The organism is Amycolatopsis sp. WAC 04182 (assembly GCF_003947465.1).
Lineage (GTDB): Bacteria > Actinomycetota > Actinomycetes > Mycobacteriales > Pseudonocardiaceae > Amycolatopsis.
On the sequence record NZ_QHJJ01000006.1, the window covers coordinates 1 to 21,191 of the forward strand.

General features: G+C 67.0%; 21 protein-coding genes and 1 rRNA gene. 14 read left to right on the forward strand and 8 right to left on the reverse strand.

What is annotated here, in order from left to right:
- The first annotated feature begins 6 nt into the window (after window positions 1-6).
- Window positions 7-123: ribosomal RNA gene (gene rrf / locus DMH01_RS29280) — 5S ribosomal RNA — on the forward strand.
- Window positions 124-249: 126 nt separating this feature from the next.
- Here the strand turns inward: rrf and DMH01_RS29285 are convergent.
- Window positions 250-696: an Lrp/AsnC family transcriptional regulator gene (locus tag DMH01_RS29285; RefSeq protein ID WP_125680458.1), complete on the reverse strand. Its 447-nt coding sequence runs from the start codon at window positions 694-696 to the stop codon at window positions 250-252.
- Between the two features lie 107 nt (window positions 697-803).
- Here DMH01_RS29285 and DMH01_RS29290 point away from each other — a divergent pair, with 107 nt between their 5' ends.
- From DMH01_RS29290 to DMH01_RS29310, 5 genes are all read left to right on the forward strand, one after another.
- A complete protein-coding gene (locus tag DMH01_RS29290) occupies window positions 804-1,256 on the forward strand; it encodes a rhodanese-like domain-containing protein (protein WP_125680459.1) in 453 nt (150 codons plus the stop codon).
- A gap of 84 nt (window positions 1,257-1,340) precedes the next feature.
- Window positions 1,341-2,096, forward strand: coding sequence for a type 1 glutamine amidotransferase (locus DMH01_RS29295; protein WP_125680460.1), 756 nt, complete (start codon window positions 1,341-1,343; stop codon window positions 2,094-2,096).
- 93 nt (window positions 2,097-2,189) lie between these two features.
- On the forward strand, window positions 2,190-3,320 hold the full coding sequence (locus DMH01_RS29300) for an inorganic phosphate transporter (RefSeq protein WP_125680461.1): 1,131 nt from the start codon (window positions 2,190-2,192) through the stop codon (window positions 3,318-3,320).
- A gap of 105 nt (window positions 3,321-3,425) precedes the next feature.
- Entirely contained in the window at window positions 3,426-6,398 is a 2,973-nt protein-coding gene (locus tag DMH01_RS29305; RefSeq protein ID WP_125680462.1) for a bifunctional [glutamine synthetase] adenylyltransferase/[glutamine synthetase]-adenylyl-L-tyrosine phosphorylase, read from the forward strand.
- A 127-nt stretch (window positions 6,399-6,525) separates the two neighbouring features.
- Window positions 6,526-6,960, forward strand: a complete 435-nt coding sequence (locus DMH01_RS29310; RefSeq protein WP_020633826.1) for a thioesterase family protein — start codon at window positions 6,526-6,528, stop codon at window positions 6,958-6,960.
- Between the two features lie 91 nt (window positions 6,961-7,051).
- Here DMH01_RS29310 and glnA read toward each other — a convergent pair whose 3' ends face one another.
- Window positions 7,052-8,476 carry a type I glutamate--ammonia ligase gene (glnA, locus tag DMH01_RS29315; RefSeq protein ID WP_007033879.1) on the reverse strand — a complete coding sequence of 475 codons (1,425 nt, stop codon included), beginning with the start codon at window positions 8,474-8,476 and terminating at the stop codon, window positions 7,052-7,054.
- Window positions 8,477-8,648: 172 nt separating this feature from the next.
- Here glnA and DMH01_RS29320 point away from each other — a divergent pair, with 172 nt between their 5' ends.
- Window positions 8,649-9,134, forward strand: a complete 486-nt coding sequence (locus DMH01_RS29320) for an RDD family protein (RefSeq protein WP_233621706.1) — start codon at window positions 8,649-8,651, stop codon at window positions 9,132-9,134.
- Between the two features lie 52 nt (window positions 9,135-9,186).
- Here the strand turns inward: DMH01_RS29320 and DMH01_RS43345 are convergent, their stop codons facing one another.
- The gene (locus tag DMH01_RS43345) at window positions 9,187-9,696 is read right to left on the reverse strand and encodes a hypothetical protein (protein ID WP_233621707.1); all 510 of its coding nucleotides are present in this window, start codon (window positions 9,694-9,696) and stop codon (window positions 9,187-9,189) included.
- 549 nt (window positions 9,697-10,245) lie between these two features.
- Window positions 10,246-10,974 carry a DUF4191 domain-containing protein gene (locus DMH01_RS29330; protein ID WP_125680464.1) on the reverse strand — a complete coding sequence of 243 codons (729 nt, stop codon included), beginning with the start codon at window positions 10,972-10,974 and terminating at the stop codon, window positions 10,246-10,248.
- Between the two features lie 63 nt (window positions 10,975-11,037).
- Here DMH01_RS29330 and DMH01_RS29335 point away from each other — a divergent pair, with 63 nt between their 5' ends.
- The 6 genes from DMH01_RS29335 to DMH01_RS29360 all read left to right on the forward strand — a co-directional run bounded on the left by DMH01_RS29335 (window position 11,038) and on the right by DMH01_RS29360 (window position 15,557).
- Entirely contained in the window at window positions 11,038-13,125 is a 2,088-nt protein-coding gene (locus DMH01_RS29335) for an ATP-dependent DNA helicase UvrD2 (RefSeq protein WP_125680465.1), read from the forward strand.
- A 216-nt stretch (window positions 13,126-13,341) separates the two neighbouring features.
- Complete coding sequence (locus DMH01_RS29340) at window positions 13,342-13,608, forward strand: hypothetical protein (protein ID WP_125680466.1); 267 nt, start codon at window positions 13,342-13,344, stop codon at window positions 13,606-13,608.
- Window positions 13,609-13,775: 167 nt separating this feature from the next.
- Window positions 13,776-14,159 carry a WhiB family transcriptional regulator gene (locus tag DMH01_RS29345; RefSeq protein WP_125680467.1) on the forward strand — a complete coding sequence of 128 codons (384 nt, stop codon included), beginning with the start codon at window positions 13,776-13,778 and terminating at the stop codon, window positions 14,157-14,159.
- Window positions 14,156-14,407, forward strand: coding sequence for a hypothetical protein (locus DMH01_RS29350; protein WP_125680468.1), 252 nt, complete (start codon window positions 14,156-14,158; stop codon window positions 14,405-14,407). Before DMH01_RS29345 ends, DMH01_RS29350 begins: the two co-directional genes overlap by 4 nt.
- Before the next feature lie 104 nt (window positions 14,408-14,511).
- Entirely contained in the window at window positions 14,512-15,381 is an 870-nt protein-coding gene (locus DMH01_RS29355; protein WP_125680469.1) for a bifunctional 2-polyprenyl-6-hydroxyphenol methylase/3-demethylubiquinol 3-O-methyltransferase UbiG, read from the forward strand.
- Window positions 15,378-15,557 carry a hypothetical protein gene (locus DMH01_RS29360; RefSeq protein ID WP_125680470.1) on the forward strand — a complete coding sequence of 60 codons (180 nt, stop codon included), beginning with the start codon at window positions 15,378-15,380 and terminating at the stop codon, window positions 15,555-15,557. The genes DMH01_RS29355 and DMH01_RS29360 overlap by 4 nt, the downstream gene beginning before the upstream one ends.
- A 3-nt stretch (window positions 15,558-15,560) precedes the next feature.
- Here the strand turns inward: DMH01_RS29360 and DMH01_RS29365 are convergent, their stop codons facing one another.
- The 3 genes from DMH01_RS29365 to DMH01_RS29375 all read right to left on the reverse strand — a co-directional run bounded on the left by DMH01_RS29365 (window position 15,561) and on the right by DMH01_RS29375 (window position 19,067).
- Window positions 15,561-16,472: a hypothetical protein gene (locus DMH01_RS29365; protein WP_125680471.1), complete on the reverse strand. Its 912-nt coding sequence runs from the start codon at window positions 16,470-16,472 to the stop codon at window positions 15,561-15,563.
- Between the two features lie 142 nt (window positions 16,473-16,614).
- Window positions 16,615-17,955 (reverse strand): AarF/ABC1/UbiB kinase family protein, encoded by a 1,341-nt coding sequence (locus DMH01_RS29370; protein ID WP_125680472.1) that lies wholly within the window; start codon window positions 17,953-17,955, stop codon window positions 16,615-16,617.
- Between the two features lie 77 nt (window positions 17,956-18,032).
- The gene (locus DMH01_RS29375; protein WP_125680473.1) at window positions 18,033-19,067 is read right to left on the reverse strand and encodes a hypothetical protein; all 1,035 of its coding nucleotides are present in this window, start codon (window positions 19,065-19,067) and stop codon (window positions 18,033-18,035) included.
- 163 nt (window positions 19,068-19,230) lie between these two features.
- On the opposite strand from DMH01_RS29375, the gene DMH01_RS29380 reads away from it, so the two are divergent.
- Entirely contained in the window at window positions 19,231-19,794 is a 564-nt protein-coding gene (locus DMH01_RS29380) for a M48 family metallopeptidase (protein WP_016331633.1), read from the forward strand.
- 6 nt (window positions 19,795-19,800) lie between these two features.
- Here the strand turns inward: DMH01_RS29380 and DMH01_RS29385 are convergent, their stop codons facing one another.
- Window positions 19,801-21,150 (reverse strand): zinc-dependent metalloprotease, encoded by a 1,350-nt coding sequence (locus DMH01_RS29385; protein WP_034322171.1) that lies wholly within the window; start codon window positions 21,148-21,150, stop codon window positions 19,801-19,803.
- Window positions 21,151-21,191 lie beyond the last annotated feature (41 nt).

The following is a 21,191-nucleotide window of genomic DNA, read 5'->3' on the forward strand; positions in this document are numbered from 1 at the left end:
TAGTGTTTCGGTGGTTATAGCGTCAGGGAAACGCCCGGTCCCATTCCGAACCCGGAAGCTAAGCCTGACAGCGCCGATGGTACTGCAACCGAAGGGTTGTGGGAGAGTAGGACACCGCCGGACTAACATTAGAAAAGGAAGGGTCCAGGCCCCGGTCGAGAACCACGAGTTCTCCCGGGGCCTGGACCCTTTTCTCATGTCTGCCCTCGCCAAGTGGTAGCAAAGGTCCCTTGCTCCCAGCGGCGTCGCTCAGCAGCTCGGCCGGCCGACCGCGCGCCGGCGCACAGGGGACGAGAAGACCAGCGAAGTCGTCGTCTCCCCATAGCGCTGCATCCGCTCTACGAGTTCCTCCAACTCCGCGGTGCTCCGGCAGGAGACTCGCATCAGCCAGCATTCGTCACCCGTGACGTGATCGGCGTCGACAACCTGGGGGAGCGGAAGGATGGTTTCGCGGAAGCGAGCCGTGTCCAAACTCCGCACCTTCGCCCGGACCATCGCCTCGATCGGTAGCCCGAGCTTCGCCACGTCGACGTTGGCCGAGTATCCGGTGATGATCCCCTTCTCCTCGAGCCGACGTACTCGCTCGGTCACCGCAGGCGCGGACAGCGACACGCGCCGACCGAGTTCCGAGAAGGTCATCCGGCCGTCGGACTGGAGCAGTTCGAGTAGCTGCCAGTCGAGATCGTCGAGGTTCACAGAACTCCAGGTTGATCGTCGTGTCCACCAGGAAACTCCAGGCTAATCGCCGGCAAGGCCTCGATTGTCCGATGTTGTGGATGATCACTGGGCAGCAGGATTGAGGCATGACGACCGAACCCCGCGTACTCACGTTCCCGGCCTTGGACAGCGCGGCGGCCGCCGCGCACCTGCGCGCCGAACTCGCTCTCGAGGTCGACCCGGACGACCTGGTCCGGGACCTCGCCTCTGGTGCTCAGCAGGGGTACATGATCGTCGAAACTCGAGCCCCCGAAGCCTTCGCGTCAGCTCGCATCCCCGGCGCGATCAATCTCCCGTATCGGGAGATGACACCCGAGTCGGTCCGCGAGCTGGACCGCGAACTCGTCTACGTCTGCTACTGCGAGAGCATCCACTGCAACGCCGCGACCAAGGGAGCTCTGAAACTCGCGGAGTTCGGCTTCAAGGTCAAGCGCCTGTCCGGCGGCATCACCGCCTGGGAAGCAGCCGGCTATCCCGTTGACCGGGACACCTCGATATCCTCCATCACCTCGACGCCCACTCCCCGCTGCGCCTGCTGACCAAAGAAGCAAGGGACCTTTGCTACCGCCGCCCCGAGCGATAGCAAAGGTCCCTTGCTCTCCCGGCGGTCGTAGGCTGGTGACGTGACCGCTTCCAAGTTGCTCGTCATCCAGCCGGATGCATCAGACCCGATCGGCCCACTCGGTGACTGGCTCACCGAGGCGGGCGCCGAGCTCGACATCCGGTTGCTGCCCGATCAGGCACTCCCCGCCGATCTTGATGGGTACGCAGGCGTCGTATGCCTCGGCGGCGGGATGGGCGCCAACGATGACGGCGATCATCCGTGGCTGGCGGACGTGCGGAAGCTTCTTTCGAAGGCCGCGGGTGCGCGCATCCCGACACTCGCGATTTGCCTCGGCGGTCAGCTCCTGGCGGTGGCATTGGGTGGCAGCGTCGCCACAGGTGATCAAGGGCCTGAGGTCGGCCCGGGCCTTGTGTCCAAGAAGGACGCTGCTTGGACCGACCCGCTCTTCGCGGACTTGCCGCTCATGCAGGACGTCCTGCAGTTTCACAACGACGCGATCACCCGGCTTCCCGCGGGCGCCGAGCTTCTCGCCTCCTCGCCGCGGTACGCCTACCAAGCCTTCCGATTCGACCGTTGTGCCTACGGTGTCCAGTTCCACATCGAGACGACACCGGATGTGGTCCTCGATTGGGCACGGCAGTCGCCGGAAATGGCAGAACTCACCCGGCCGGACGCACTGACCCCTGAAAACCTCGCTCGGGTGCATGCCGACATCACCGAAACCTGGCGGCCGTTCGCCCATCGCTTCGTCCGTCTGGTGTCCGGCGACCTCGCCCCGGCTGCGGACCGTCAACGTACATTGCCGATGGCTTAACGACTTATGTCTCAAATACGTATGGGTTATTAACACTCGGGTCTTGCCGTCAGGTACCTTGCGAAGGGAATTTCGAAGGGTTCGGAGGTCGGGGTGGAGCCCTCAGTCTTGGTCGTGCTCGTCGTCGTCACGGCCCTAATTTTCGATTTCACGAACGGGTTCCACGACACGGCCAACTCGATGGCGACGTCGATCGCCACCGGGGCGTTGCGTCCCAAGGTCGCGGTGACGATCTCCGCGGTCCTGAACCTGGTCGGAGCCTTCCTGTCGGTCGAGGTGGCCAAGACCATCTCCAATGGACTGGTCGACGACTCCAAGATCGGGCCGGCGATCGTGTTCGGCGGCCTGGTCGGGGCGATCGTGTGGAACCTGATCACGTGGTTCGTCGGACTACCGTCCAGCTCGTCCCACGCGCTGTTCGGCGGGCTGATCGGTGCCACGTGGGTATCGGCCGGAACGGACTCCGTCCATTTCGGAAAGATCGTCGAGAAGGTACTGGTCCCGGCGGCGCTGTCACCGGTGTTGGCCGGCCTCGTCGCGATGATCGTGACGTACTTCGTCTACCGGATCTTCGTCCGCCGCGGCCGCACCGCCGGCTTCCGGGTCGGCCAGATCATCTCGGCCTCGCTGGTCTCGCTTGCCCACGGCACGAACGACGCGCAGAAGACCATGGGCGTCATCACGCTGACGATGATCACCGCCGGAACGCTCCCCGCTGGGGCGGGCCCGCCGCTCTGGGTGATCGTCAGTGCGGCGCTGGCGCTCGCGCTCGGCACGTACCTGGGCGGCTGGCGTATCACCTTCACGCTGGGTAAAGGTCTGACGGATATCGACGGCCCGCAGGGCTTCGCCGCGCAGACCAGCTCGGCGGCGGTCATTCTCGCCTCGACGAATTTCGGTTTTCCGCTCTCGACGACCCACGTCTGCTCCGGTGGCATCGTCGGCTCCGGGGTGGGCAGGAACGAATCACCGGTTCGGTGGCGCACAGCCGGCCGCATGGTGACCGCCTGGCTGTTCACACTTCCCGCCGCTGCCATCGTCGGTGCCGCGGCCGGTCTCGTGACCTCGACAGGCACGGTGGGCACGATCGCCGTCGGTGTCGCGGGCCTGGCGATCGGCATCGGGATCTACCTCCTTTCCCGGCGGAGCCCGGTCAACGCGGGCAGCTTCGCCAGTCCCACCCCGACTGTTCCTGAACAGGAAGTCGGCAGGATCGCCGCTTAGGAGAGCAAGGGACCTTTGCTACCGCCCCCGCGCGATAGCAAAGGTCCCTTGCTCCCTTGCGCGTCCGTCTGGCCTCGGGCGCAAGGGCGACTACGGTGGAACCCGATGGTTGAGCGCGCCAGGCCGACCGCTTCCGTGGCGAGATACGGCTTCACCGACCCCCGTGCCGACGGGCAGCTGCGTGCTGCCGGTTGGTGGACCGAATCCGGTCCGGACGGCTCCGCCGCCGACGTGATGTCGGCGCTTTCCCGTGCGGCGGATCCTGATCTCGCCCTGAGCGGACTGGACCGGATCAGGGAAGCCGACCCTGGTACCTGGAGTGAGCTCGACCAGGCGCTCCGTACCAACCGCACCTTCCGCGGCCGGTTGCTCGGTGTCTTGGGCACCTCGGGTGCGCTCGCGGATTTCCTGGTCGCGAACACCGACTGCTGGAAGACCCTCCAGGGTGAGAAGAACGTTGCCCCGGATCAGTACGTGAGCAGTCTTCTCGACCATTTGCGACCGGACGGAGAACTGCTCACAGGGCTCGACTCGGAGCAAGCTCTTCGCATCGGCTACCGCGAACTGCTGCTTGGAATAGCCGCGGCCGACCTCGGGCATCTCGTCGAACCCGGCCTCCGCCAGCCGCCCTATGCCGAGATCGGGGCCCAGCTCACGATGCTGGCCGAGGCCGCGCTGACCGTAGGGCTGCTGGTCGCGGAAGCCGAGGTGGGCGCCGCTGCCGAAGGGCAGCTGGCCGTGATCGCGATGGGCAAATGCGGCGGTCGAGAGCTGAACTACGTGAGCGACGTGGATGTCATCTTCGTCGGGAATGGAGATCTTTCGGTCTCCACGCGGCTGGCCAGCACGATGATGCGTGTGGTCGGCAAGGCTTGTTTCGAGGTCGATGCGGCGTTGCGCCCGGAGGGCAAGGCGGGCGCCTTGGTCCGAACCCTCGACGGCCACGCCGCCTACTATCAGAAGTGGGCCAAGACCTGGGAGTTCCAGGCCTTGCTCAAAGCTCGGCCTGTCGCAGGCGATGCCGAGCTCGGGCGTCACTACGCGGAGATGGTCGCACCGAAGGTGTGGGCAGCGGCCGATCGGGAGAATTTCGTCCCCGAGGTACAGAAGATGCGGCGCCGCGTCGAAGGCCATGTGCCGTCCGCGCACGCCGAACGTGAGCTCAAGCTGGGACGCGGTGGCCTTCGCGACGTCGAGTTCGCCGTGCAGTTACTGCAACTGGTCCACGGCCGGATCGACGCAGAGCTGCGCTCCCCGTCCACGATGGACGCGCTCGCTGCCCTGGGGGACGGCGGGTATGTCGGCCGCAAGGACGCTGCGGAGCTCGCATCGTCCTACGAGTTCCTCCGGACCATCGAGCACCGGCTCCAGCTTCGCCGACTACGGCGTACGCACTTGTTCCCCGCAGCTTCGGACGTGAGCGAGCTGCGAACGATCGCGAGAGCGAGCGGCGTGCGGCCGGCTCGGGGCAGAAGTGAAGGGGACGTGTTGGTGGCGGAGTTTCGCCGCCACCTGCAGAGCATCCGGCGTCTTCACGAGAAACTCTTCTATCGGCCCCTGCTGCAATCGGTCGCGAATGTACCGACCGAAGCACTACGGCTGACAACGAAACAAGCCGAGAGCCGCCTGGCTGCCCTCGGCTATGCCGCGCCGGACGGGGCGCTGCAGCACATCAAGGCGCTGACCGCGGGAATGTCCCGCCGGGCGGCTATCCAGCAAGCCCTGCTGCCGGTCTTGTTGGACCTTCTCGCCGATACTCCGGACCCGGACCGTGGCCTTCTGTCCTACCGGAAGGTCTCGGAAGCACTCGAAGAAACGCCTTGGTATCTCAGGGTTCTTCGGGACGAAGGTGCCGTCGTCGAGCGGCTCGCATTTCTGCTCGGCACGTCACGTCTCGTTCCCGACCTGCTGGCTCGAGCGCCGGAAGTACTGCAGTTGCTCGGTGATCCAGCGAGGCTGGCCGGCCGTACTCCGGCGGAGGTCGCCACTTCGCTGCGAGCCACCGTGCGGCGTCAGCCGGGGTTGAATGCCGCGGTCGCGGCCGCGAGATCGTTGCGCCGGCACGAGATGCTCCGGATCGCGTCGGCGGACTTGCTGGGGTTGCTCGATGTCCCAGCCGTCTGCGAGGCGCTGTCCAGCGTGTGGGCAGCCGTGCTTCAAGGTGCCCTGGCGGCTGCTTTTCGCCAGCGCCAGGCTGAGCTCGGCCAGACCCCCGCGAAGATCGCCGTCATCGGTATGGGGCGGTTGGGCGGGGCCGAACTCGGCTACGGATCCGACGCGGACGTTCTCTTCGTGTGCGAGCCCGCCGAGGGTGTGTCGGACTCCGAAGCAGCGAAGTTCGCTTCCTCCGTCGCCGAGACGGTCCGCAAGATCCTCGGTGCCCCCAGCCCCGACCCTGCACTGGTCGTCGACGCCGACCTCCGTCCAGAGGGACGGAGCGGCCCATTGGTGCGAACCCTCGAGTCCTACCGCAGCTACTACGGGCGGTGGGCGGAGGTTTGGGAATCGCAGGCGCTGCTCCGTGCGCGGTTCATCGCCGGTGACGACGACCTCGGTGCGCGGTTCATCGAGATGATCGACCCCATTCGCTATCCGGAGGCAGGCCTCGACGCGGTCCGTGTGCGGGAGATCAGGCGAATCAAGGCGCGCGTGGAAACGGAACGGATGCCCAAGGGTGCCGACCCGACCCGGCACACGAAACTCGGCCGTGGAGGACTCGCCGACGTCGAATGGACCGTGCAGCTCATGCAACTGCGTCACGGGCACGAGGTCGAGGGGCTCCGGACCACCTCGACGATCGAGGCGCTGAAGGCCGCGGCGGAGGCGGGGCTCGCCGAGCCTGCCGAGATCGAGTCCCTGACCGAGGCCTGGTTGCTGGCGACGCGCGTCCGCAACGCCGGGATGCTGGTCCGCGGTAAGGCGGTTGACGAGATTCCCAGCTCCGGTCGTGACCTCGCCGCTGTCGCGCGAGTGCTCGGCTACTCGGCCGATGACGATCCAGGCGAGTTCCTCGATGCCTACCGGCGGACGACGCGACGTGCCCATGCGGTCGTGGAGACCCTTTTTTATCAGGGCTGACCGCTCTGACCTGCGGTTAGGGAGCAAGGGACCTTTGCTGTCGCTTGCCCGGGTTGGGGAGACGGCAGCAAAGGTCCCTTGCTCACACTCGGCGTCGCGGACGGAAAGTGGCGCTTACAGTGGACCGGTGACTGTGCGCGAGCCATTTCGCACCCGGATCAAGGTGCGTCATTACGAGCTGGACACCCTCGGCCATCTCAACCACGCTGTCTACCACTCGTACGGCGAGGTCTCCAGACTCGAGTTGATGGAGCTCGCAGGTGGCCTCAACTCGGGCATGCGCGATGCGAATCTTGCCTTCGTGCTGCTCGAATCCCACATCGTGTTCCGACGCGAGCTTCGGGCCGGCGATGTCGTCGACGTGACCTGCGACGCCAAGTTCGGCACCGGCAAGACCTTCCACATGGACTCGAACATCTACAAGGTCGACGGCACGCTCTCCGCGGAGATCACGTGCACGCTGGGGTTGATGGATCTCGAGCGACGAAAATTGGTGGACGATCCGCGTGGCCGTATCGAGCGGGCGGGCGTCGACCTGAAGGTCCTTTCCACTTCGGAGTAGCCCGTATTACCTGGCCCAATAAGAAACGCCGGTGGTGAGGGCGCTTCTGCACCTCACCACCGGCGTGCTCTTGGTGTTTCCTACCGCACGATCACACGTCGTAGTACAGCGAGAACTCGTACGGGTGCGGACGGAGCCGCAGCGGGTCGATCTCGTTCTCACGCTTGTAGGAGATCCACGTCTCGATCACGTCGGGCGTGAACACGCCACCCTCGAGCAGGTAGTCGTGGTCGGCTTCCAGCGTGTCGAGAACCGCGCCGAGGTCGCCCGGGACGAGCTTGACGTTCTGGGCCTCCTCCGGCGGAAGCTCGTAGAGGTCCTTGTCGATGGGCTCCGGCGGCTCGATCTTGTTCTTGATGCCGTCGAGACCGGCCATCATCATCGCCGAGAACGCGAGGTACGGGTTGCCGGACGAGTCCGGGCACCGGAACTCGGCGCGCTTGGCCTTCGGGTTGTTGCCCGTGATGGGGATACGGACACAAGCCGACCGGTTCCGCTGCGAGTACACCAGGCTGACCGGGGCTTCGAAGCCCGGCACGAGCCGGTGGTACGAGTTGACGGTCGGGTTGGTGAAGGCCAGCAGGCTCGGCGCGTGCTTGAGCAGGCCGCCGATGTAGTGGCGGGCGGTGTCGGACAGACCCGCGTACCCCGACTCGTCGTGGAACAGCGGCGTGCCGTCCTTCCACAGCGACTGGTGGCAGTGCATGCCCGAGCCGTTGTCGCCGGCGAGCGGCTTCGGCATGAAGGTCGCGGTCTTGCCGGCGGCGAACACGGTGTTCTTCACGATGTACTTGAACAGCTGCAGGTCGTCCGCAGCGTGCAGCAGCGTGTTGAACTTGTAGTTGATCTCGGTCTGGCCGGCGGTGCCCACCTCGTGGTGCGCGCGCTCGATCTCGAAACCGGAGCCCTGCAGGTTACGGACGATCTCGTCGCGCAGGTCGGCGAAGTGGTCGACCGGCGGGACGGGGAAGTAGCCGCCCTTGAACTTCGTCTTGTAACCCTGGTTGCCGCCCGGCACGTCGGCACCGGTGTTCCACCAGCCCTCGACGGAGTCGATCTCGTGGAACGAGGCGTGCTCGGCCGAGTCGAACCGGATCGAGTCGAAGATGTAGAACTCGGCCTCGGGGCCGAAGAACACGTTGTCCGCGACGCCGTACTCGGAGATGTACTGCTCGGCCTTGCGCGCGATGTTGCGCGGGTCGCGGCTGTACGCCTCGCGGGTGAACGGGTCGTGCACGAAGAAGTTCAGCGAGAGCGTCTTCGCCTTGCGGAACGGGTCGATACGAGCCGTCTCGGGGTCCGGGAGGAGCAGCATGTCGGATTCGTGGATCGACTGGAAACCACGCACCGAGGAGCCGTCGAAGGCCAGGCCTTCTTCGTAGGCTTCCTCGTTGAACGCCTTCGCCGGAACGGTGAAGTGCTGCATAACGCCGGGCAGGTCGCAGAACCTGACGTCGACGACCTCTACGTTCTCGTCGGCGATTAGGCGCTGAATGTCGTCTGGAGTAGTGGGCACCCTCGGTGACTCCTTCTCGTTCGTTGCCGGCGGCAGTACTCTCTTCGGCTCACGCTAAGAGCGCGGTGTTGCCCGACCGTCACCCGTATGTTTCGCCGGTGTTAACGGGGCGGCGATATCGGGTAGTCGACCAGGGCGAATGTGGCCCGCGCCACCGGCATACCCTGGATGGGTGGCGAGATGGACCGGAGAATGGCTGCCCGGAGCCGGCGATGAGACGACGGCCGTTGGCGAGGGTACGCAGCGGTGGCGAGGTGAGCGACTCGGCTTGCCCCAATCGGGTGTCGGCTCGGTAGCGGGCGGCGGCGCACGCCTCCTCGGCCTGCTCATCGACCTGGTTCTCGCCTCGCTGGTCACCACCCTCTTCGTGACTCCCAGCCTTCAGGATCCGGCCGTCATGCAGACCTTCAACCTCTGGTCGGTCGGCGTCTGGGCGGCGATCACGGTCATTCCCGCCGCCTTCTTCGGGTTCACCCCTGGTATGGCAGTGGTCGGAATCCGCGTCGCCAGGCTCGACGGCGCGCAAATGGTCGGGATATGGCGCGCCGTCGTACGGGGGGCGCTGACCTTCGTGATCATTCCGGCCGCGATCCGCAACATCGACGGGCGAAGCTGGCTCGATCGGCTGACCGGAACCGTGGTAATCCGCATGCGATGACCTCAGGTGGGGAGCAGGGGACCTTTGCTCTCGCCGGAGGGATCGGCAGTCGTCAGGCTGCCGGTGCCGCAGGGACGCTCCCGAGATCTGGAGGCGGTCGTTCTCGGGCGCGGCGGTGGGCTGCTCGCAGGTCTTGGATCACCACTAGCGGCTCGTCACGCAGCTGTGCCGGACTCACCTGGACGACGATGAGTCCTGGCGCGGACAGGGCCGGCATCTCGGACACCTTGTCCGGTTCGAGAGCGACCTCGTCGTGGCGGACTTGTAGCGCCACGCCGACCTCCGGCCACCAGGCATCGGCGATCCCGACAACCACTCCGTCCGGAGTCCGTAGCTCTGCTTTCCACACGGGTTTGGGCAAACCGCTGCGCTCGACTGCGGACTCCAGCCACTGCTCGACGGCGGAGTCGACGCCATCCTGAAGTGCGTTGACGACTATTCGAGGGAGCGCCGAGCCGATCGTGCTGGCCTGGGCCAGTTCGTCTCGAAGTTCCTCTGGAGTGCAGAGCCCGCGATGGACGGCGTCGTGGATCATCGCCCGCACCGCTTTGAGTTCGTCCATACGCCGAGCCGCGTCGATCAGGGCTCGGGCTAGCGGAGCGACAGGCAGCCCGTCGATCTCTACCGGTTCCGGCAGGTGGATCGTTCGTTCTACAACGGCGAATCCCCAGGTCGCAACCTTGCTCCGGTGAGGGATCAGGGTGTGCGCCCGTCTTTCTGGCGGGAGTCGTCGGACCCCGTACATCCTGGCGGCCTGTACTCCGGTGAGCATCGCCTCAGGGCCCGCGTGAGTCAGTGCGACCTTCAAGAGCTGGTGCTTGGTCGGCGGGGCGCTGGTCAGGAGGATGACACCGGGTATCGGACGGCGCCACGGGCCGCCTTCGCGGCAACGGCGCGAGATCGAGGAATGGGAGTGCCCGAGGGCGACAAGTTTCGCCCGGGCGGCCACGCCGTCCGGGAACATCGCTGCCAGCGCCTTCTGTCGGGCGCTCGAGGTTGGGTCCACACAGTGATCATGCGACCACCCACCGACAGTTTTTGCCCGGAGACGAATCAGGGGTCCTTTGCTACCGCACGCGGCGGTAGCAAAGGACCCCTGATCCTCGTTTCGTCAGCGTCGACGGATGGTGCGCTGGACGTTGCGCATCTTCGCGCCGGCGGGCATCGGGCCCTTGGGCATGGCGGCACCTCGGCTGCCGAGTGCGGCCAGCTTCGCTTCCAGCGCGTCGACCTGGGCGGGCTTCAGGTTGCGCGGCAGCTTCATCAAGTGGCTCTGCAGCTTCTTCAGCGGCACCTGCTGGTCTTCGTTGCCGATGATCACGTTGTAGATCGGTGTCTCACCGATCAGGCGGGACACGCGCTTCTTCTCCTGCGCGAGCAGGGACTTCACGCGGTGCGGCGCACCTTCGGCGACGAGCACGACACCGGGACCACCGAGCACTCGGTGCACGGCGTCGAGCTGAGTGGTGGCAGCCACGGTCGGCGTCACCTTCCAGCGGCCCCGCATGTTCTCGAGCGCCCAGGCCGCGGCACCCGGCTGGCCGTCGGCCTTCGAGTACACGGTCTTCTGGACTCGCCTGCCGAAGATGATCACAGCGGCCAGTGCGCCGAGCAGGATGCCCAGCGGCAGCACGACCCAGTGGACGTCGAAGATGAACCCGATGCCGAACACGACACCGGTGATGACCAGGAGCGAGCCGACCATCCAGGGGATGAGCGCCTTGTCTTCCTTGCGCTGCATCTTGAAGGCCTCGAAGATCTGCCCGCGGCGAGCCTTGCTCGCGGCACGCTTCTCCTTCTTGGCCAGCTTCGCTGCTTCCTTGTCCTGCTTTCCCGCCATGTGACCAGGATACGGCCGCGTGCCCTGCGCCGATCCCGTCGGGCCCTCTGCGAGGATCGGGACGTGGTTAGCGCATCGTCCCCGAAGAGTCGTCCAGGCCTGCTCGATGGGCTCGATCCCGAGCAACGCGCCGCCGCCTGCGCGCCGAGGGGGCCGGTCTGCGTCCTCGCGGGAGCGGGGACCGGCAAGACCCGGACGATCACACACCGCATCGCGCACCTGGTCCGTTCCGGCCACGTCGCCGCTGGTCAGGTTCTCGCCGTGACCTTCACGACCCGCGCCGCGGGCGAGATGCGCACGCGCCTCCGAGGACTGGGTGTGGACGCCGCCCAGGCGCTCACGTTCCACGCTGCCGCCCGTCGCCAGTTGCGGTATTTCTGGCCTCAGGTCGTCGGGGACCGGCCTTGGGAGCTGCTCGAGAACAAGTTCCGCTACATCAGCCAAGCCGCCAACAAGGCCGGTCTCGGCACCGAGACCGAACTGCTACGTGACCTCGCCAGCGAGATCGAGTGGAGCAAGGCCTCTTTGGTATCGCCGGACGACTATCCGGCGGTAGCCGCACGGACACAGCGGGACACGCCGGCGCCCGCCTCGCAGGTCGCGGAGGTCTACCGCAACTACGAGAAGGTCAAGAACGCCGCGCAGGTCCTCGACTTCGACGACCTGCTCCTGCACACCACGGCCGTCCTCGAGGAGCACACGGTGGTGGCCCAGGAGTTCCGCGAGCGCTATCGCTGCTTCGTCGTCGACGAGTATCAGGACGTCACCCCGCTGCAGCAGCGGCTGCTCGACGCCTGGCTCGGCAGCCGTGACGACTTGACCGTCGTCGGCGACGCAAACCAGACCATCTATTCGTTCGGTGGTGCTTCTCCCCGGCCGCTCCTGGAATTCACTCGGAGGTTCCCCGAGGCGACGGTCGTGAGGCTCGAGCGGGACTACCGGTCGACTCCGGAGGTCGTCGCTCTCGCCAATCAAGTGATCGGCGCCGCGCGCGGCCGTCCCGCGGGGTCGAGGTTGAAGCTGATCGGCCAGCGTCCTTCCGGCCCGCCCCCGCGGTTCGCCGAGTATGACGACGAGACCGCTGAGGCCGCGGCCGTCGCGCGCAGGATCCGCGATCTGCTCGACAGCGGAGTGGCGGCCAGCGAGATCGCGGTGCTTTACCGCGTCAACGCCCAGTCCGAAGCCTACGAGCAGGCTCTGGCGGAGATGGGCATCCCGTACCTGGTCCGCGGCGGCGAGCGGTTCTTCGCCAGGGCCGAGGTCAGGCAGGCGATGTCAGCGCTGCGGATGGCGTCGACCGACGCCTACACCGGCGAGCTGGTGACCCGCGTTCGCTCCGTCCTCGCGAAGGTAGGGCTTACCGACCAGCCTCCCGCCGGAGGCGCGGCGAAAGAGCGGTGGGACGCGCTTCTCTCGATCGTCGAGCTGGCCGAGGAACTGGCTTCCACTGTGGAAGATGCGGATCTCCCTCGATTCGTGGCTGAGCTCGAACAGCGGGCGACAGCGCAGCATCCACCGACGGTGGAGGGTGTCACCCTGGCCTCGCTTCACGCGGCGAAAGGTCTCGAATGGGATGCCGTGTTCCTCGTGGGACTCGCCGAGGGGACCATGCCGATCCTCCATGCCGACGGCGACGACGCGGCCATCGAAGAAGAGCGCCGCCTCTTCTATGTCGGCGTCACACGAGCTCGAGTACACCTGTCGCTGTCGTGGGCCCTGGCCAGGACATCGGGCAATCGCCGTAATCGGCGGCGCAGCAGGTTCCTCTACGGCCTCATCCCAGAAGATCACCCGGCGGCGAGGGTCGCCCGATCGCAGCAGCCGAAGCAGTCCGGTAGCAAGGCCCGGTGCCGCGTGTGCGGCGGGCCGTTGCTCGAGACTCTCGACATCAAGCTCGGCCGGTGTTCCCGTTGCCCGTCCAACGTGGACGAGCAGCTGCTCGAGAAGCTGAAGTCCTGGCGAGGGGAGCGCTCGCGGGAGCTCAAGGTGCCGGCCTTCGTCGTTTTCACGGACGCGACGCTCGTCGCCATCGCCGAGCAGCGGCCAACCGACGACACGGCGTTGTGTGCCATCTCCGGGATCGGCGCGACGAAGCTCGAGCGTTTCGGAGCGGAGGTTCTCGACGTCGTGCGGGCCTCGGTGGAGACTTGACCGCGTCCCAGGCGTGATCCACGCGGCGAACCTGCTGCTCAGAGCGGATCTTCGCAACTTCGACGGATTTTCTGGAAAATAAGTTGCCCCGGTGCGGCCGGGGGCAATAACCTGCAGGTACCGGGCGGGAAGCGCCTGGTCTGGGGAAGAACTTCTACAACACAGCGTAGACCGCAGGGCGGCTCGCGCGCGACAGAGAAAGGTGGTGTCAGTGAAATGAGGATCAACATGAAGCTCACGAACCCTGGCACCCGTCTGTCTTGCGTCGCGGAAGTCCCGCAGGCACAGCGCCAGGGCACCTTCATGCCCGTGAGCATCCTTGCCGCCCGCGGCACTCAGCGTCTCAACCGGCGCTGGGCTACCGCCGACGAGACCTTCGCGCACGCTGCCGCCTTCGGTGGGGCGTACGTGAACGGTGGCGTCGATCTGCCGGTCATCAAGCAGTTCCGTGTTCCGTTGTACCAACGGGAGCGAAGTTCCTGACCTAGTCAGGATCAGAGGCTCACGAAGGCCGCGGAACCGGTTACCGGATCCGCGGCCTTCGTGTTTTTTGCTGCACAAACAAGTTGGCTGCACAACCTAATTGGGGTTCAGCGTTGTCCAGTTCCACCGTGAGTACGAAATCCGTTACGGCACAGAGGAGTGCACTTATGTCATCGGCCATAGCTTTCGCGCCGGGGGAGGCTCTGCCCTTCGCCGACGCAGGTGTCGTCGACCTGCTCGACGCCATCGACTCGCCCGAGTCGATGCTTCCCTGCCGTTCGGGCGACGCGGACCTGTGGTTCGCCGAGTCGCCGGCAGAGCTCGAGCGAGCGAAGGCGTTCTGCGCGGACTGCCCGGTCCGTTCCGCCTGCCTCGCGGGCGCTCTTTCGCGGCGTGAGCCGTGGGGCGTCTGGGGTGGCGAAATCTTCGAGCGTGGCGTTGTCGTCGCGCGGAAGCGGCCCCGTGGCCGCCCCCGGAAGAACCCGGTCGTCGAGCCCGCCGCCGAAGCTCGCACCGTCGCGCGCAAGGTCGAGCGGAGCGCCGCGGCATGACCGTCGAACTCATCACCACCAGGGATTACGAGGCGCTGACGGGAACTCACGCGCCGTCCGAATTGAACGAGATCAAGGTCGAGGAGACCAGCGAAATGTTGCTTTATGAAGAACTGTCCAGGGCCCGAATACGAGACCTCGAGGAGGGAGTCCGCGCGCAGCGGGCTCGGAGCGGCCCACGCGCCGCGCGCAGGTGGACCAAGGTCGCCCGTTGGGCGACCCGGCGAGCCGAGCGCTTCCAGGCCTGACCACTCGGGGGAGCGGGGGACCTTTGCTATCGCGCCGCGATAGCAAAGGTCCCCCGCTCCCCTTTTGGGGCGTGGTGCGGCTCGGCGTGGTGTTCACTGGGGGAATGGCCGTACACACGCATGACGACATCGACTGGTCTGATCGGCTTCGTTCGCTTCGCATGGCCGAGGCACTCGATGCCGAGCCGATGCGGGCGGCGGCTCGACGGCTGCTCGAGGGCATGCCGGACGGGCCGACCATCCTCGACGTCGGTTGTGGCGCGGGCGGGATGAGCGTGCTTTTCGCCGAGGAGCTCGCCGCCGCCGGCGCCAAGATCGTGCTGGTCGACGCGACCGAACATCTGCTCGCCGAAGCGCACCGAGTCGTCAGCGCGGCCGCAGGGGAGAGGGCCGTCGTTGAGACGGTCCATGCCGACGTGGCCGACGACGGATTGCCGGCCAAGCTCCCTGCCGCCGATCTGGTCTGGGCTTCCCGAGTGATCCACCACCTGCCCGACCAGCAGGCGGCCATCGACACCCTCGCCCGGCTCGCCCGCCCCGGCGGGCTGGTCGCCATCTCCGAGGGCGGCCTGGACTTCAACTGCCTCCCCTGGGATCTCGGCATCGGCCGCCCCGGGCTCGAGGAGAGGCTCCTCGCCGCGCGCGGCGAGTGGTTCGCCGAGATGAGGGCAGGAATCCCCGGTTCCGTTTCCATGCCCTACGGCTGGAACATCGCGCTGCAGCGAGCCGGCCTCGCCGACGTCGATTCTTTCGGAGCGCTCATCCACCACCCGGCACCCGGCCCGGAGCTGCTGCGCGAGTTCGTCATCGAGCGAGTGACCTGGCTGAAAGAGGTCGCGGGCGATCGCCTCGGCGATGACGATCGCGAGACCGCAGCCGCGCTGGTGGACCCGGAGAACCCGGCCTTCCTGGGCACTCGCGGTGACCTGTTCCTGCAAGGGGCGAAGACAGTCCATTGTGGACGGCGATCGTGAGTGACCAGGCCACTTGCTCGTTGTGCGGCCGGATCCGCGGTGGCGACGAGGACCCTGCGCAGACACTCGCCTGGGTTTCCACCCGCGAGAAGAACGTCATGCGCTGGATGTGCCCCGCCTGTGCTCGCCGCCACACTCGCGACATCGAAGGAAAGCTGCCGGACGAGTACTGGTGAGCTTCAGGCGGCGTCGATCCGACCGATCGTGTGGACCTTCGGCCTCGGCGTCCGCGTCGCTTCGCCGAACGCCCTGACGAGCTCCGCCGCGACTTCCAGCGGAACCTTCTTCAGCTGGTCGATGGTGCAGCGGACCAGTACGGTCCCGGTCGCGGTCAGCGCCAGCGGGTGGAAATTCGCGGCGCCCTGTTTCGGGGTCCGGAATTGCCACGCCATGCCGATGTCGTCCCACCAGGCGTCGGCGGTGCCGATGGGGCGCCCTCGTCTGTCGCAGAGCGTCGTGTTCCACGACGGCGCGGGCAGCGGGCAGCCGCTGAGGACCTTCTTCGCCAGCCCATGCGCGTACGTCTCTTCGGGATCGATCCGTCGCAGAGCCGCGCGCACCGCGGCCGAGCCCCGCCGGTTACCGGAATCGAGCTCCTCACTGAGTTCGTCGAGTGTGCACAGACCCCAATACAGCGGCATTGAGATCAGCTCGTCGATTCGCGTGGGGTCGAGCTCCAGCCGGGCGAGATCGAGCGCCGCCCGGGACGGTGGAGCGAACGGGACGCCGTCGATCGTGGTCGGCGGCGGCATCCGGGTGGTTCTTCGCGGCAGCATGCCGGGCTCCGCAGGCACGCGCCGGTAGTCGGGGACGAGAAGATGGACTTCTCGTGTGAGCGGGCAGCCGACACCTCGTGCGCGTAGCGCGTCGGCACCGGTCACCACGACCTCCGGCCCGAACCGCGCGACAGCGGCTTGTAGCAGCTGAAGCCGGGTGGGCGTGGAGTCACGCAACAGGATCACGCCCGGCATCAGCCTTCGCCAAGGACCGCCCGGGCCGCAGAGCTTCGCGGCGTAGCGTGCGGTGACGCCCGCCTTTCGCAACTCGCGGCTGGTGACGATCCCGGATTCGCTGGTGTTACTGAGCGCCATGAGTCGGGCGCTTCGTGTAATGGTCATGAATCGAGGATGGCCGCTGGGCCGACCGGGTGGAACCACTTCCGCGAACATGTGGACAACTCGCCCGGGCAACACCGTTTTCGGCTCAGTCGCCCCGTTCCCTGTGGATAACCTCTCAGGCCGCGAAGCCCGGCTGCCACCGTTCGACGATCGCGCGGGCGGGGATCTCGGCGTCGAGCTGGCAGAGAATGCCGGTCGATCCGGCGGTCACCCGGTGGATCATCAGGTACTCGGGCGGCAGGTTGAGGGAGCGGCCGATCCGGAAATCCCGGCCGCGGGTGTCGCCGACCCGGCCCGCCTGTCGCTGCATCCAGCGACGGGTGAAGTGGAAAGTGTCGCCCGCCAGCGGTTCGGTGAACGGCGCCAGGTAGGCGAGCACGTCGTCGGCCCGCAGGTCCGCGTCGCCTCGGATGAAGCCGGACTCCCTGAGCAGCCGCATCAGTTTCGCGGACTCGCCGTCGAGCGCCAGCCTGGTCATCTCGCCGAGGTGCTGCGGGATCCCCTCGGGCAGCCGGGACACCCCACCGAAGTCGATGACGCACAGCCTGCCGTCGGCGGTCAGCATGAAATTGCCGGGATGCGGGTCCGAGTGCAGGAGCCGGGCTCGTTCCGGCGACGAGTAGTGGAACTCGGTGAGCAGGCGGCCGGCGCGGTCTCGTGTCTCCTTGTCTCCGCCGGCGATGATCTTCGACAGCGGGGTGCCGGTGGCCCACTCGGTGACGACGACCTTCGGCGCGCTGGCGACCACGCGGGGGATCAGGAAGCCGGGAACGCCTTCGAACGCCTTGACGAAATCACGCTGGTTCTGTGCTTCGGCCTGGTAGTCGAGCTCTTCGTTCATCCGCTCGGCGAGTTCCGCCAAGAGCGGCTTCACTTCGGTCCCCGGCACGAAGGCCTGGAACAACCTGCTGAAACGCTGGAGCTGCCGGAGGTCGCTCCGCAAGGCGTCGTCGGCTCCGGGATATTGCACCTTGACGGCGACTTCGCGGCCGTCGTGCCAGGTCGCGCGGTGGACCTGGCCGATGCTCGCGGAAGCGGCGGGCTCGTCGTCGAAGGCCGCGAACCGCTGCTTCCAGGTGCGCCCCAGCTGTTCGGCGAGGACTCGGTGGGTCTGCCGGGCGGGCATGGGCGGCGCGGCGGCCTGAAGCTTCGTCAGGGCCTCGCGATAGGGCTTCGCCATCTCGTCCGGCACCGCGGCCTCGAAGACGCTCAGCGCCTGGCCGAACTTCATCGCGCCGCCCTTGAGCGTGCCGAGGACTTCGAAGAGCTGCTCCGCCGCCTTGGCGGACAGCGTCGCGTTGACTTCTTCGGCGCTTTGCCCGGTCAGCCGCCTGCCCCAGCCGCCGACCGCCCGCCCCGCTATGCCGAGCGGGATACTGGCCAGCTTCGCCGTTCGCGCGGCCCCGTTGCGGGGGATGGCGGCTTCACGGTCCTCGGCGTTGCGGGAGTCGGTCACCTTCGCGATTCTGCCTTGATTCACTGCGCCCGCGCAGCCTGTTGAGGGAGTGCATGTGGGCTACGTCGCTTGCCGTATCAACGAGCACCGCATCCGCATGCGGTGTGCGGCGGCCAGTCGCGATGCCGGATCTTGCCGTCGAAGAAGTCGATCTCCAGCGTGGCGTTCCAAGCGGGCGGCGCCTGGTCGCTCGGGGACAGAAGCCTGAGCGCCTGCGCGGCGGCGAGCGCGGCGCAGGCCTGAACGGACCCGAGATCGGCTCGCGGCACACGGCCGACCAGCTGGCTCGCGACCCGCGGCCAGGAATCGTCGCGACCGGCCCGGTGCAGGTCGGCGCAGCGCAGGCAGCTGCTGCGGCCGGGCACCACCAAAGGTCCCACGATGCCGACCCCGTCCCGGACGCGCACCGGCAGGTGGTTGATCCCGTCGCGGACGAGTTCGTCGACCACTTCGGGAGCAGGCACCACGGCGTCGGTGAGCAGGGCGAGTTCCGGCCGGCGGTCCGAGTAGAGCCGCGTTGTCACGGTGCTCGCCCTGGTGCGGTGCACGACCTGGGCCATCGCGTCCCGGCGTGCCATGCCTATTTCGGCTTCGGTGTAGCCCGAGCCCAGGTCGCCTTCGAGGACCGTGCCCGAAGCCCGGACGTCGATATGCCCGATTCCGCCGTTGGCGAGCAGAACGGCGATGGCCACCGCCAGCCTGCCGTCGCCGTGGATCGCCACCGCGGTGCGTTTGCGGCGGGCCGTCATGGCCGTCTGGTGGTGGCGGGCGCGAAGCGACCAGAGCCCTGTCTCCGGTCTCGGTCTCGGATGCCGTTCGGACTCGCCCGCATCGGTCACGAGACCTCGGGCCGTCAGATCCGTCATCAGGTCGCGAAGTTGTTCATCGTGTTCGCTCTGCGCGAGCACGATGTCGTCCGCGGCCTGTTTCCCGTCCAGCCCGCGGAGGGCTTCGGCCACTTCGGTGGCGACGCCGGCGATGACCACGGCGTGTGTGGGGTCGAGGCCGATCTGGATCTCGCCGTTTCCTCGTTCCAGCACATCCAGCCCGGGAAGCAGAGCGGGGAAGGCGGGCAGGATGATCGATCGCAGGTCCGGTTCGCGCAGGTTCATGATCGCAGGATCGCACCCGCCGACCGTCCGCCCGCCCGGAAGAACGCGAGTTATCCACAGGTTGACCCCGTTGTGGACAACTGGAGGCTGTGACCTTTCGGCTCTCGGACTTGTCGGTGACTGGCCTTACCGTGGTCGAGTGGTCGAAGCACGGACGCCCTCATTGAGGGGCCGGGACACGACGAATCCGTCGGACACTCCCGAACACAAGGTCGAGGTACGGCGTAGCCAACGCCGCCACCGGACCGTCACCGCGTACTGGGACGAGGACACCCTCGTCGTGCTGATCCCTGCCCGGATGACCCGGGCTGAGGAAAAGCACTGGGTTGCCGAGATGCAGCGCAAGTTGCTGCGCAAAGGCCCGCGGCAGGCCGCGCCGCCAAAAGCCTCGGACGAGGCGCTGCTGGCACGCTGCGCCGTGCTCTCGGCGAAGTATCTGGACGGGAAGGCGATACCCGCGAGCGTTCGCTGGGTCCCGCCGATGAGGACGAGGTGGGCGTCCTGCACGCCGGTCGACGCGACGATCAGGGTCAGTGATCGTCTGCGCCGGGTGCCGGGATGGGTGCTGGACTACGTCCTCGTGCACGAACTCGCGCATTTGAAGGAACCAGGGCACAACGCGGCGTTCTGGGAGCTCGTTCGCCGTTATCCCAAGACCGAACGCGCCATCGGCTACCTGGAGGGTCTGTCCTCCGCCGCCGGATGGGGCATCGCGGCGGAGGACTGACGTGCCTCAGCTCTCTTCTTCGTCGCCCTTGGGCTTGTTCTTCTCGCGCTCGGTGCGTTCGATCTCGGCGATCGGGTCGATGCCTTCGAGCGTCGACTCGCCATCGCCGAGGCGTTCGGAGAAGTCGAGCGGCTCGTCGAGATCGTCGGCGGTCGGCATCAGGTCGGGGTGGGACCAGAGGCCGTCCCGCTTCTCGATGCCGTGCTGGTCGCCGACCAGCTTCCACAGCGAGGAGGCCGCGCGCATCCGCCTTGGCCGGAGCTCAAGCCCGACCAAGGTGGCGAAGGTCTGCTCTGCAGGGCCACCCGTGGCGCGGCGGCGGCGCAGCGTCTCCCGGAGCGCGTCCGCGCCCGGAAGCCGGTCACCGATGGCCTCGGCGACCACGACGTCGACCCAGCCTTCGACCAGCGCGAGCAGGGTCTCCAGGCGGTTCAGCGCCGCCTTCTGCTCGGGCGAGGTCTGCGGCTCGAGCAGGCCGGAGGACATGGCTTCTTCGATGCTGGCCGGGTTTGACGGGTCGATCTGGCCCGCGAGTTGCTCCAGGGCCGAAGTGTCGACGGAGATACCGCTCGCGAACTCCTCGACGGTGGCCAGGAGTCGCTGCCGCAGCCAGGGGACATGGGCGAACAGCCGCTGGTGGGCGGCCTCGCGTGCGGCGATGAAGACCAGTACCTCACTGGTCGGCAGCTCCAGGCCCTCGGTGAACTTCTCGATGTTCGCCGGCAGCAGCGCGGAGGTGGCCGCGGGGCCAAGCGGGAGACCGACCTCGGTGGAGGTGAGCACTTCGGAAGCCAACTGAGCCAGAGCGTTACCGAGCTGGGAGCCGAAGGCCATCCCGCCCATCTGCCCCATCATCGAGAGCAGCGGACCGGCGGCCTGCTTGGCCTCCTCGGGCAGGGCCTGGACCCACGCGCCCGAGACCTGCTGGGCGACGGGGTCGCACAGGCGCTGCCACGTGGGCAAGGTCTTCTCGACCCAGGTGCGCGCGGACCAAGCGACGGTCGTCGTGGCTCCGGCGGGCAGAATCGTCGCGGCGTCCAGCCACAGCTCCGCCAGGTGGGCGGCGTCGCGGACGGCCGTGCTCGAGTCGCCGCCGCTGGACGACGAAAAGCCGAGTTGGACGTCGGCGCTTCCACTGCTGCTGAGGTTCTGCAACGCGATCTGTTTCGCCAGGTCATAGTTGACCGGCCCGGTCGAGCTGCCGGCCTGGCTGAGCATCTGGCCCAGCTGGCTGAGCATCTGACCGAGCTGATTGAAGGCCTCGGCGCCGGAGGGCTGGCCGCCGGAGTCCGACGGCTCGTTCTCGCCTCGTTTGTCGGGATCGGGCGGTCCGAAGCCGAACGGGGGTTTGCTCATGGCACCACCGTACGCGGGTCCAGGGATTCACAGCTCGTCAA

Coding starts and splice junctions, on each gene's coding strand:
- DMH01_RS29350 (WP_125680468.1), top strand. CDS start 14,156: ATGACCGTCGAACTCATCACCACCAGGGATTACGAGGCGCTGACGGGA.
- DMH01_RS29365 (WP_125680471.1), bottom strand. CDS start 16,472: ATGGCGCTCAGTAACACCAGCGAATCCGGGATCGTCACCAGCCGCGAG.
- DMH01_RS29330 (WP_125680464.1), bottom strand. CDS start 10,974: ATGGCGGGAAAGCAGGACAAGGAAGCAGCGAAGCTGGCCAAGAAGGAG.
- DMH01_RS29385 (WP_034322171.1), bottom strand. CDS start 21,150: ATGAGCAAACCCCCGTTCGGCTTCGGACCGCCCGATCCCGACAAACGA.
- DMH01_RS29340 (WP_125680466.1), top strand. CDS start 13,342: ATGAGGATCAACATGAAGCTCACGAACCCTGGCACCCGTCTGTCTTGC.
- DMH01_RS29305 (WP_125680462.1), top strand. CDS start 3,426: ATGGTTGAGCGCGCCAGGCCGACCGCTTCCGTGGCGAGATACGGCTTC.
- DMH01_RS29290 (WP_125680459.1), top strand. CDS start 804: ATGACGACCGAACCCCGCGTACTCACGTTCCCGGCCTTGGACAGCGCG.
- DMH01_RS29355 (WP_125680469.1), top strand. CDS start 14,512: ATGGCCGTACACACGCATGACGACATCGACTGGTCTGATCGGCTTCGT.
- DMH01_RS29375 (WP_125680473.1), bottom strand. CDS start 19,067: ATGAACCTGCGCGAACCGGACCTGCGATCGATCATCCTGCCCGCCTTC.
- DMH01_RS43345 (WP_233621707.1), bottom strand. CDS start 9,696: ATGGACGAACTCAAAGCGGTGCGGGCGATGATCCACGACGCCGTCCAT.
- DMH01_RS29345 (WP_125680467.1), top strand. CDS start 13,776: ATGTCATCGGCCATAGCTTTCGCGCCGGGGGAGGCTCTGCCCTTCGCC.